Raw genomic sequence first — 11,827 nt, forward strand, 5'->3', positions numbered from 1 at the left:
CCCGCTGTTTTTCGCAGGCGTATCTTTATTCCGATCAGACTGTCGGCGCAGGTGTGGCCAACGCGATTCCCGCCGCGCCTAACCGCTTCAGTATCTCGAACAACAGATCACTCTTGGTAGCGCCGACGATCCTCGGGCTGCTGACGTAGCCTGTGACGGTCAGCGTGATGCCCTCGGGGCTGAGCTTGCTGAAGCGCACCATCGGCGCAGGCTTGTCGAGAATGGTTTCGTGCTCGCAGTAGGTGTCGTACAGCAGGTTCTTGACTTGCTCGGGGTCAATGTCCAGCGGAAAGGTCAGCTCCAGGCTGGCCACCCCCTGCGCGCTGCCGCCCAGGGTCACATTGCGCAGGTTCTGCGAGATCAGCTGCGAGTTGGGGACGATGACGATGGAGCGGTCGCTGAGCTGAATTTCCGTGGCCCGCACGTTGATCCGGCGAATATCGCCTTCGACTCCGCTGATGCTGATCAGGTCGCCTACCTTTACCGGGCGTTCGGTCAGCAGGATCAGGCCGGAAACGAAGTTCTTCACGATCTCCTGCAAACCAAAACCGATGCCCACCGACAGGGCGCTGACGATCCACGCCAGGTTGGTCCACTGGATACCCAGCGACGACAGCGTCAGCAGAATCACCAGCGCGTAGCCGATGTTGGCAAATAGCGTGCTGAGCGACGCGCACATGCCCGGATCCATATTGGTCTTGGGTAGGAACTCGTTATCCAGCCAGCGGCGCAGCGAGCGGATCAGGTAGATGCCGATCAGCAGCGCCAGCACCGCGTTGAGCAAATGAGCCGGAACCACATTGAGTTTGCGCAAGCCGTCGCCACCGAGGATGGCCACCACTTGGCTGAACAATTGCCCCAGCGTGACGCCGACGCCACCGACGAACATGGAAATGATCGCCAGTAACAGCAACGCGGCGCGGCCCACACCGGACAGCACGATGGAAATCTGCTCGAGGCGAGTGTCACCGATGCCGAGCAATTGTTTGAGCGCCTTGCCGCTCGGGCTCTTGGCGGAGAACAGGTATTCACAGCTGTCCTTGAGCAGCTGGATGAGCAGGTAGAAACCGCAGAGGATGAGGAAGCCCCAGACCAGCTCATAGGTGATGAAGCGTGCCAGGGACACGTAACCGATCAGCAGGGCGAACAGCGAAATGATCATGGCCACAGTGGCAGCGGAATAGATCAGCCCGGCCAGCGTGGTACTGGCCTCCGGTGCATCGCCGGCCACCGCTACTGCCCTGCGGGCTTTGTTGGCGCGGCGGAACAACATCGCGAACAGCACGGTGACGACCAGGGCAACCACTCCGCGGCCCAGCAATATGGCCGAGGCGCTCATGCCGCTGACATTGCTGATTTGCGCCAGCCCCACCAGCACCAGCAGGGTGCAGGCCACTATGCGCGGAAAGGGTTCGAGGGCATGGGCCACGGAGTCGGAGATGGTCGGCAGACGCCACGACGGATGCGCGGTCGACAACAGCGCGCGGCTCAACCCGGTAATCATCACGCACAGGTAAATCAGCTTTTCAAACTCGTCGGCGAAATTCTGCAGCATTGGCGTCAGTGGCAGCTGGCGGGTCAGTGCGTAGAACAGCAACTGCATCGCCAGCGCAGTAGCGAGGACCGTGGCGATCACCGAAGCCAGGGCAAGCGAACTGCGACGCAAACGTCCTTCAGGCATGCGATGAATACACAGCCAGGTCAGTCCGCGATCAGCCACGCTGCGGCCCGAGGTCCAGATTGCCAGTGCCAGCACCACCAGCAGCACGGTAACCAGACGCTTGCCCGGTTGCCAGGCGACTGCAACGGCGTCTTGGGCCTGCTCGATGAACTCCCTTAAACGTTGGCGATCGTCCTCGCGCGGGCTGAACAGCGGCGCCCAGAACTGCGGCCCCAGGATGCTGCCACTGCGCAGGGTGACCTCGCTTTCCAGAAGGCTGCGGCGAATGCCGGCGATCTGCGGGATGAGCCCGGCGGCGCTGCCTCTTAGCGCAGCCAGCGTGGTGAGGCTGGCGTCGACCCGACGCTTTTGCTCGGACAGGTCAGCGCGTTGCGTGGCGATTTCCGACTTCTCTGCGCCGATTTCTACCGGGGACACCGGCCCCAGCACGTCCAGTTGCGCCTGCAACTGCTTCTGCTCCGGCAGCAGCGCCGACTGCAGGCTGTCGATGTCGTTGATATACAACTGCACCGAATCCTGCAGGCCGACCATCAGGCTCAGGTTGTTGGCCTGGGAGACTTGCTGCTTGATGCGATCCAGGCGGACCTGCAAGTCCTGTAACTCGCTCTGGGACACCGTAAAAGAGGGCGCTCCTGTCACTGCGGAGATCGGGCTCGGCGCCTCGGCGGCCCAAAGCACTGCGGTGCCGGCTTGAAACAGCATGATCACGCTCAATACCAGCCACTTCAATGCATCACCCATACACGCGTCCCGCCCGCTGACTTTCTGAAGTAGATGTGCATCACCCCGTCGGCTCCATTTGGCAGCGCAGTGTCCCGGAGCCCGGCTTCTGGAATAGCACATCATCACCGGTTTGCGAAAAACTGTAGTAACCCGTGGTGTCCTTGCCGCTGTAGCGCTGCCCCGTCCCCGCAGGTTCCTGGCTCAGGGTGATGGACGAGTTGGCCCAGCGCAGGTAAACCACGCCGGGGTCGGCGTTGAACCAGGTGGCGGCGATCAGCGCATTAAGCCCCGCACATCGAATCGCCAGCGGGCCTTCGGTGAGACGGTCCGGGTCCTTGGTCCTGACGATGGCCGAGCCCTGGCGCAACTGATGGGCGCGTTCGGCATAGCGGCTCACCGTACACGCCTTCGGATCGGCTTCGGTGAAACATTGATTGCGCGTCAGCATCCATATTTGCTGGTCGGTGATGACTTTTCCCGGCCGCGGAACCGAGCATTCGTCCGTGAGCGCCAGGCGGTAGAGACGGTCCAGTTCCCGGTCCATCCGCGCCAGTTGCGCGTCGCGACAGATCAGCTTTTCCACCGGTGCACTCGCGCTGGCGCAATCGAAGCTGGTTTTAAACAGCGGGGCAGGGGTGGCAGCGCTGGCGCACAGGCTCGTCACCGCGCTGGCGGTGAGCAGACAGGTGCAGATAACCGTGAGCGTTTTCATGATCGATCCAGTTTAATCGGAGATTGGCAGCACCACGGACAGCGAGGCGTTCCAGCCTTCGGGACGATGCCTGGAATCCTCCTGGTCATCGGGATTCTCGTTCTGTGATCGAAAGTCAGGTCGCACAGACTTTCATAGTAGACACAGACTGCGAGGGCCGCCGGGAAAGCATCATCGGCAAGCCTATTAATGTTTACGCAGGCGAGCATTAAACTATTTAATACGCACTGGTGTGCACGTTACAAACATGGTTATCTTTTATAAGGCATGTTATGGTTTGCCTTATTAAGATTAAAGCTGCGACTGGTGCATACTATGAACGACTTTTTTCCGGTTTCCTGCAGCGATACCCTCGGCAGGATAGGCCTGCTGGTCAAATCCCGGCGACTGGCTCTGGGTCTGCGTCAATCTGATCTCAAATCGGCACTGGGCATCTCCGAGCACATCCTGCGCAAGATCGAAAATGGCTCGGAGTCAGTTGACCTGCGCTCATTCATGTTGGTGCTGTGGCGCCTGGGGATCAACGAGACGGTCTTTGCCTCACTGGAAGGGGTCGAAACCACGTCGCAGGTTGCCCGCTATGTCACTGACGCGGATGCCTACCAGAGCATCGCCAACAAGCGCGTGCGCCTGCCGAAAACCAAGGCGGAGGATTTCTGATGTCCCGTGCCTATATCTACATGGAGCACCCGGACACCGGTGAACTGCTGACCCTGGGCCGGGTGACGCTGCAGGGTAAATTCGGCGAGTTCATTTATGCCCCCGACTACGTCGAACGCGGTGGCTGGGTGCCTGATCCGATCAACTATCCCTTGCGTACCGAAGCCTATACCGGCATCAGCAAAAACCGCGGCATCCCCGGCTTCGTCAATGACGCAATGCCGGACGGCTGGGGCGAGCGCCTGCTGCAGCGTGCATTCGGGCAGGTGCTGGCGCCTATTGATTTCCTGCTTAAGTCGCCGAACAACGACCGGGTCGGCAACCTCCTGGCCGGCACTGCGACTGTGCCCGCGCCCGGATTGGGGGAAGGGCCGGTGCCTACGCTCAAAGGGCTGGGGAAGTTTATCGAGGCCTGCGAAGCGGTGTATGACGGCCAGCTCGATGAGCAGTCGATCGCCATGCTCAACATCCGCCAGCAGCGCTCGTCCCTGGGCGGTGCACGACCCAAGCGCACCTTGCAGGACAGCGGAATGCTGATCCTGGCCAAGCCCCGCGACCGTTTTGACCTCTATGATTTCCCTGCAATCGAATACGCCTGCATGACCTTTGCCGCGTCGAAAGGGCTGAACGTGGCCAACACCGCACTGCACGCCGAATCACCGTCGACGCTGCTGGTCGAGCGTTTCGACCGCACCCCGCTGGCCGACGGCGCCCGACGCATCCCGATGCTCAGCGCACTGACCTTGCTTGATTCCGAATGGAACGAGCAGTACCACCGTGACTGGCGCTATGCCTCGGTGGCTGATGAAATGCGCCGGCGCGGCGTGCCCGACGGCGATCTGCAGGAGCTGTTCAAACGCATGTGCTACAACGCTCTGGTAGGCAACAGCGACGATCATCCGCGCAACCATTCGATCATCTGGCTTGGCGGGCAATGGCGTCTGTCACCGATGTACGACGTATTGCCGATTATCGATGAGGGGCCTGCCCAGACTTTGTCCATGGCGGTGGGCCGCGACGGCACCAGGGTCAGCCGCGTCAACCTGCTCAGCCACCACGCGCACTTCGCCCTGACCCGCGACCACGCCGAGCACCTGCTGGACGAAGTCATTGGCTGGGAAGAACCGCTCAAGGACTACTACGCCACCTGCCTGCATGGCGAAGAACTGGCCATGTCCCGGGCAGCGGTCAGCACCGAGCGGATGCGGTAGCCGGCGCCTGCAAATTGGCCTGCAACCATTGCACAAAACTGCGCGCCAACGGATTGTTTTCGCTGTCCCGATGGGTCAATAACGCCCAGTTCGGCCCCCGAATGGTGTCCTCCACCAAAGGCGCCAACAACCCGCCATCGCGCGCTGTCTGGCTCAGCAACTGACTGACCAGCGCAATGCCAAGCCCTGCACAGGCGGCGTCCAGCAACAGTCCAGGATCGGAAAAATTCAGCCCCTGATCCCGCTGGCCGACGTCAATTCCAGCCTCCACGGCCCAATGGCTCCAGTCCATTTCCCGCTCGCCGTGCAGGGTAGTGCGCTGCTCGGGCGCCACCTCCAGCACGTGCGGATGACACGCCGGATACAGGCGATCGGCGTGCAGCACCTTGAAACTGCATTCAGCCTGCGAACTGATGTCATCTCGCACGGCGAGGTCGATGGTCTGGGTGGTCATGTCCGGCACTTCATCGGTGCTGAAAATCCACAGGTCGACCTCTGGATGCCGGCGCCGAAAATCCCCCAGGCGCGGCAGCAGCCAGTGCCGGGCAAAGGTCGGCGTGGTGTTGAGCACCAGTTGATTGGGTTTCTGATATTGCCCCAGGCGGCGAATGCCGACAGCCAGTTGTTGCAGTAATGCCTGGGTGGTGCTGAGCAAGTCATGACCGGCATCGGTCAGGCTGACACTGCGGCCACTGCGGAAAAACAGCGGCTGTTCCAGATAAGCCTCCAACGTGCGGATCTGCTGACTGATCGCCGACTGGGTAAGGTGCAGCTCATCGGCAGCCTTGTGAAAACTGCCCAGGCGGGCGGCCGCTTCAAAGCCGCGAAGGGTGCCCAACGGGGGCCAGTGCTTGAGCATGATTGATAAGCTCCTCTAATCACTTTTCCACAAAATCCATCGTTTGTTAGCCCATGATCACGGCCTTAGCATGCATGCCAATACCGCGATTGCGATTTTCATTGAACACAATGACTAACCAAGGGGTTTATAACATGCAGCATGATGATCGTCAGAACAGTGGTTGGCAGATGCCGGCGGAGTGGGTCAGGCATGCCGCGACCTGGATGGTCTGGCCGCACAATCAGGCGCTGTGGGAGTCGAGCTGGGGCGTCACCTTGCCGTTGGTGCAAATCGATTTCGCCCGGGTGGCCAACGCCATTGCGCGCTTCGAACCGGTCAAAATGGTGGTGGACCCGTCTGCCGTTGTCAGTGCCAGGGCACTCTGCGGCCCCAATGTCGAACTGATTGAACTGGCAGTCAACGACAGCTGGTGCCGCGACTCCGGCCCGACGTTCGTCTGTCACCCCCAACAGGGCCTGGCCGGTGTCAGTTGGCGGTTCAACGCTTGGGGCGGCAAGTCGGCCCACGACCTCGACGAAACCCTGGCACGCCGGGCACTTGAGCAGCTGGGCGTGCAATGCTTCGGCACGGCGCTGAGTAACGAAGGCGGGGCGATCCATGTCGACGGCGAGGGCACGCTGATCACCACCGAGTCAGTACTGCTCAACCCCAATCGCAATCCGGGACTGACCAAGGCCGACATCGAAGAAATCTTCACACGACTGCTGGGGGTGAAAAAAACCATCTGGCTACCGGGCGACCCGGACCATGTGACCGGCGACATGACGGACGGCCACGTAGACGGTGTCTGTGCCTTCGCCCGTCCTGGCGTGCTGCTGGTCGATGCGACCCACGACACCGGCTCGCAGTACGCCGAGGTCGCCCGGGAAAACCGCCGTGCACTGGAGCTGGCCACCGATGCCAATGGACGCAGTTTCGAGCTGATCGAGCTGTACGAAGCCACGGATGCAGTGGACACCGAAGCTGAAGTGTTCTGTGCCTCGTACACCAACTTCTATATCGCCAATAACGCGATCATCATGCCGGCCTATGGCATCGACGCCGATAACGCAGCGGCCGCCGTATTGGCGCAGGCGTTCCCTGGTCGCGAGGTAGTACCGGTGCGCATCAACAACCTGGCCCACGGCGGTGGCGGGGTGCATTGCATCACCCAGCAGCAACCGGCCTGGCCAGTGCAGGGGTGATGCCATGACACTATTAACCATCGCTACCACGCAGATGCCCTGCACCTGGGATTTGCCGGGCAACCTCGATCAAGCCGAACGCCTGGTACGTGAAGCAGCAGCGAAGGGCGCCCAGGTGATCCTGCTGCAGGAACTGTTTGCCACGCCGTATTTCTGCATCGAGCAAAACCATAAACACCTGGCACTGGCCGAAGCGTTTGAGGCCAGTCACCTGCTCAAACGCTTCGCCGCGCTGGCCAGGGAGCTGGGGGTGGTGCTGCCGCTGAGCTGGTTCGAGCGGGCCGGTAATGCCTGCTTCAATTCCCTGACCGTGGCCGACGCCGATGGGCGCTTGCGCGGGGTGTATCGCAAAACCCATATCCCCAACGCCATCGGCTATCAGGAGAAGGAATACTTCAGCCCTGGTGACACCGGTTTCCAGGTCTGGGACACGGCATTTGGGCGCATCGGCGTTGGCATCTGCTGGGACCAGTGGTTTCCCGAGACTGCCCGCTGCCTGGCACTGATGGGCGCCGAAGTCTTGCTATACCCGACGGCGATCGGCTCAGAACCCGGTTGCGCGGCCCTGGATTCTCGCGATCACTGGCAGATGACCATGCGTGGCCACGCGGCCGCAAACCTGCTGCCGGTGGTCGCCGCCAACCGCGTCGGCAAGGAAGTGGCGACTACCGATCCATCCCTGCAAATGACCTTCTACGGTTCGTCCTTCATTTGTGACCACAAGGGCAAACTGCTGGTTGAGGCTGACCGCGACAGTGCCGGCGTGCTGGTCCAGCGGCTCGATCTCGGCGCGATGCGTGAAGAGCGCTTGAGCTGGGGTATCTACCGCGACCGTCGCCCGGAAATGTACGGGGCGCTCCTGACTCAGGACGGCCGTAGTCTTCATGCACGCTGGAACACCGGAGGAGTCTGATATGCGCATTCCCCACACACTGTTGCTGGGCGCGCTGGGCCTGGCAATCGCCTCAGCACCGCTGCATGCCGATGAAAAAACCCTGAGGCTGTACAACTGGTCCGATTATTTCGCCGAAGACACGCTGAGCCGCTTCACCGCCGAAACCGGGATCAAGGTGATCTACGACGTCATGGACGGCAGCGAAACCCTGGAAGCCAAGATGCTCGCCGGCGGCAGTGGCTACGACCTGATCTTTCCCGGAGACACCGTCGCCGAACGCCTGATGCGCGCCGGCAGCCTGCTCCCGCTGGACCGCTCGAAACTCAGCGCCCTGGGGGACATAGAGCCCGGCCTGCAGAAGCTGCGCACGCAGTATGAAACCTCAAGCCAGGCCACCGTTCCTTACACCTGGGGCACCATCGGCTTGACCTACAATGATGAACAGGTCAGGCAACGCGTTCCTGATGCTCCGGTCAACAGCCTGGACATGTTGTTCAAGCCGGAACTGGCAGCGAAATTTGCCGACTGTGGTATCTCGATCATCGACTCACCGGACGAAGTACTGGCCGTCGTCCTCAACTACCTGGGCCGCAACCCGCGCAGCGCCAAACCCGACGACCTCGCCGCCGCCAGTGCGCTGCTGATGAAAGTGCGACCCTACATTCGCAAATTCCAGTCGCAACCCGTGACCGATCTGGTGAACGGCAACCTGTGTGTGTCATTGGGCTACAGCGGCGACATGACCCAGGCCCAACGCACCTCGGACGGCGCCGGCAAAAGCACCCGATTCGAGTACCGCATCCCGCGCGAAGGCACCACCGTATGGATGGACACCATGGCCATTCCGGTCGACGCCAAACACCCGGAGTACGCCTACGCGTTCATCAACTTCGTGATGCAGCCCGAGCACATGGCGGCCATCAGCAACTTCACCGGCTACCCGACCTCCAACGCCAAGGCCCGCGCGAGCGTGGATGCGACGATGCGCAATAACCCCGACATCTACCTCGATGAAGCCACCTACGCACGCCTGATTCCAGGCAAAGACATTCCCCAGGCCGACATGCGGGCGCGGATGCGCACCTGGACCAAATTCAAGACGGCGACCGCCAAATGAGCACTGCGCCAGGAGAATCCACCATGCCGACGCGGCGAAACTTCATCAAACAGACAGCCATAGTCGTCGGCCTGGGCGCCGCCGCCTGCATGAGTTTGCGCCCGCCGCCGGCGCAAGCGGCAACCGACAGCCTCTGGCGTATGCCCGAAGAAAGCGACCGCCACGCACAAGCGTTCATTGCCTTCGGCGCCCAAGCCTCCATTTGGGAAGACTTCACTCCCCACGTGCACGCCGCCGTCGGCCTGATCGCTCGCACCATAGCGCGCTATGAACCCGTCACCGTGTTCTGCCGCCCGAGCGAACGCAACCTCGCCGAACAACACTGCGGCACCCGCAACATCAGGTTCGTCACCACCGAACTCGACGATATCTGGATGCGCGACATCGGCGCCAACTTCGTCATTGATGGCCATGGCAATCTCGGCGCCGTGGACTTCAATTTCAACGGCTGGGGTAACAAACAACAGCATGCCAAAGATGCCGAGCTGGCTGCAGTCGTCGCCAAAACCACCAAAGCGGTCTACCTGCGCAGTGAACTGGTGGGAGAGGGCGGTGCCATCGAAGTGGACGGCCACGGCACCGGGATCATGACCGAGAGCAGCTGGATCAACAGCAACCGCAACCCGGGCAGGAACAAAGCCGAGGTCGAACAAGCGCTCAAAGAACGCCTGGGTTTACGCAAAATCATCTGGCTACCGGGCATCAAAGGCAAAGACATTACCGATGCCCACGTGGATTTCTACGCACGTTTCGTCAAGCCGGGCGTGGTAATCGCCAACCTCGACAACGACCCCAAATCCTACGACCGGGCAGTGACCCTGGCACACCTGGAGATCCTCAAGAAGGCCACAGACGCCGATGGCCGGCCTTTGCAGGTGCACACACTGTCGCCGCCACTCAAGCCACGAAAGAGCCAATTCAACCGAAAGAATCCGGACTTCGCGGCTGGATACATCAACTACTTTGTGGTCAATGGGGCGGTCATCGCGCCTGAGTTCGGCGATCGGGAGGCAGATGCGAAGGCACTGGAACTGCTGTCCGGGCTTTATCCGGACAGGGAGACGGTGATGCTGAACATTGACGCGATTGCAGCGGGCGGTGGAGGGATTCACTGCGTGACCAGCCATCAGCCGGCGGTGTGAAAAAAGCGAGAGATCGGGGTGATCCAGGGCACGGTAAAATCTAATTCAACTAAAGAGACATTTAGTATAGTTAAATTCTACCAACTTCTAACTACCTAATAGAGCAGATCTTTTTCAATCTAAATGATAACCAGAGCGAGTGCGCACTCGAAATGCTGGGCTGTACTACGGATTTGTGGAGGATTGCTTGCCAACTTATGGTTTTAGCGCTTCAGGCACTATAAACCCAGGCCAACAAGCTCACCGGCTCCTCAAGGGAACACGCGTTTTCAGGAGTCAACATCAGTGCCAGTTGGCTGACAGACCATAACGCTGGCTCTTAAGCAGGCAATGGATCGCGTCCTTCAAATCGGGTCAACACTGCGAGCTCAAATCTCGACAACAGCCAGCCGCGGCAAAAAACCAATTCCCATCATGACCATGCAAACACCGTAAAACACCGTAGGAGCTGCCGAAGGCTGCGATCTTTTGACTTTGATTTTGAAATACCGCACCAACTGAACCACCAAGCAAAAGGTTTTCAAACTGGGAAATGCAGCGCCGACTAAACCAAGTCGAGGTCGAGGACAACGAAGCGCAAGCGCAGTTGTGCAATCATCTTCAAGATCATCACAAGCAAAGCAGATCTCAAGCAGCCGAACCGGTCTCAAGAGCCCGACGATAAAATGACCACTATTTGAGAAGAGGCCACCTCGAAATCCACGGCCAACCGGGCTAACTGCGCAATCCAACGTTACGCATAATGTATATTATGTTAAATAAGGTATTGCTTCAGGAAGCCAGTCTGTCAATGTATGGTGGCACCTTTAATTCAGGGACGACTTATGGCCAACCAAAGCTCCAGCAACCAAAAGCATCTCGCTGTCCTGATCGACGCTGACAACGCTCCAGCAGCGATCGTTGAAGGCCTGTTTGAAGAAATAGTCAAGTACGGCGTCGCCAGCGTCAAACGCATCTATGGTGACTGGACGGGCCCGCAGCTCGGCGGCTGGAAGAAAGTCCTGCTGGATCACTCCCCAACAGTTCGCCTACACCAAAGGTAAGAACGCCACTGACAGCTCGTTGATCATCGACGCGATGGACTTGCTGTACACCCGGCGCTTTGATGGGTTTTGCCTGGTTTCAAGTGACAGTGACTTTACTCGGCTGGCATCTCGGTTACGCGAAGAAGGCCTCACTGTTTACGGCTTTGGCGAGGAGAAAACTCCACGGCCGTTTGTGGCTGCCTGCGACAAGTTTGTCTACATCGAACTGCTCCGTGAGGATGCCTTGACGCCCGCTAACGAAGAGCCTTTGCCTGACCCGACCACCAGCGCGTACACCGCCAAACCTGCAGTGATAGAACCGCCGAAAAAGCCAAAGGTCCCCGTGGGATTTATTACCAAAATCCTTGACGACATTGCAGATGAGGATGGATGGGCACATCTAGGCGCGTTAGGCGCGAACATCACGAAGCTACGCCCAGAGTTTGACCCTCGCACTCATGGCTACAAAAAGCTGAGCGATCTGATCAAAGGGTACCCGCACGCTTTCGAGCTGCAGGCACGAGATACCCCAGGTGGCACTGCCGCGATGTATGCAAGACACAAGCAACAGGGCAAATAGCCGTTTTCCAGAAAAGATACCCGGAGCCGGCATGT

General features: G+C 59.7%; 9 protein-coding genes and 1 pseudogene. 7 read left to right on the top strand and 3 right to left on the bottom strand.

From position 1 onward, the window contains the following. Positions 1–34: 34 nt before the first annotated feature. Positions 35–2,422 (bottom strand): DUF3772 domain-containing protein, encoded by a 2,388-nt coding sequence (locus EQV97_RS03385; RefSeq protein WP_240888391.1) that lies wholly within the window; start codon positions 2,420–2,422, stop codon positions 35–37. A 40-nt stretch (positions 2,423–2,462) separates the two neighbouring features. Further along, positions 2,463–3,116 (bottom strand): MliC family protein, encoded by a 654-nt coding sequence (locus EQV97_RS03390; protein ID WP_240888392.1) that lies wholly within the window; start codon positions 3,114–3,116, stop codon positions 2,463–2,465. A gap of 315 nt (positions 3,117–3,431) precedes the next feature. Here EQV97_RS03390 and EQV97_RS03395 point away from each other — a divergent pair, with 315 nt between their 5' ends. Both EQV97_RS03395 and EQV97_RS03400 read left to right on the top strand, forming a co-directional pair. Further along, positions 3,432–3,776 (top strand): helix-turn-helix domain-containing protein, encoded by a 345-nt coding sequence (locus tag EQV97_RS03395; protein ID WP_240888393.1) that lies wholly within the window; start codon positions 3,432–3,434, stop codon positions 3,774–3,776. Beyond that, positions 3,776–4,987, top strand: coding sequence for a type II toxin-antitoxin system HipA family toxin (locus EQV97_RS03400; protein ID WP_240888394.1), 1,212 nt, complete (start codon positions 3,776–3,778; stop codon positions 4,985–4,987). The genes EQV97_RS03395 and EQV97_RS03400 overlap by 1 nt, the downstream gene beginning before the upstream one ends. Here EQV97_RS03400 and EQV97_RS03405 read toward each other — a convergent pair. Further along, a complete protein-coding gene (locus EQV97_RS03405) occupies positions 4,965–5,846 on the bottom strand; it encodes a LysR substrate-binding domain-containing protein (RefSeq protein ID WP_122840440.1) in 882 nt (293 codons plus the stop codon). The two genes, EQV97_RS03400 and EQV97_RS03405, sit on opposite strands and share 23 nt — an antisense overlap. Positions 5,847–5,980: 134 nt before the next feature. On the opposite strand from EQV97_RS03405, the gene EQV97_RS03410 reads away from it, so the two are divergent. From EQV97_RS03410 to EQV97_RS03430, 5 genes and pseudogenes are all read left to right on the top strand, one after another. Further along, positions 5,981–7,033 carry an agmatine deiminase family protein gene (locus tag EQV97_RS03410; protein WP_240888395.1) on the top strand — a complete coding sequence of 351 codons (1,053 nt, stop codon included), beginning with the start codon at positions 5,981–5,983 and terminating at the stop codon, positions 7,031–7,033. Positions 7,034–7,037: 4 nt separating this feature from the next. Continuing rightward, positions 7,038–7,946, top strand: coding sequence for an N-carbamoylputrescine amidase (gene aguB / locus EQV97_RS03415; RefSeq protein ID WP_240888396.1), 909 nt, complete (start codon positions 7,038–7,040; stop codon positions 7,944–7,946). 1 nt (position 7,947) lies between these two features. Further along, on the top strand, positions 7,948–9,045 hold the full coding sequence (locus EQV97_RS03420; RefSeq protein ID WP_240888397.1) for an extracellular solute-binding protein: 1,098 nt from the start codon (positions 7,948–7,950) through the stop codon (positions 9,043–9,045). Positions 9,046–9,068: 23 nt separating this feature from the next. Then, positions 9,069–10,187, top strand: coding sequence for an agmatine deiminase family protein (locus EQV97_RS03425; protein WP_240888398.1), 1,119 nt, complete (start codon positions 9,069–9,071; stop codon positions 10,185–10,187). An 824-nt stretch (positions 10,188–11,011) separates the two neighbouring features. Beyond that, a pseudogene (locus tag EQV97_RS03430) lies at positions 11,012–11,792 on the top strand (NYN domain-containing protein). Positions 11,793–11,827 lie beyond the last annotated feature (35 nt).

Origin of the sequence: Pseudomonas sp. TMW22090, assembly GCF_022496665.1 — a bacterium.
In the GTDB taxonomy this organism is placed as follows: Bacteria; Pseudomonadota; Gammaproteobacteria; order Pseudomonadales; family Pseudomonadaceae; genus Aquipseudomonas; species Aquipseudomonas gregormendelii.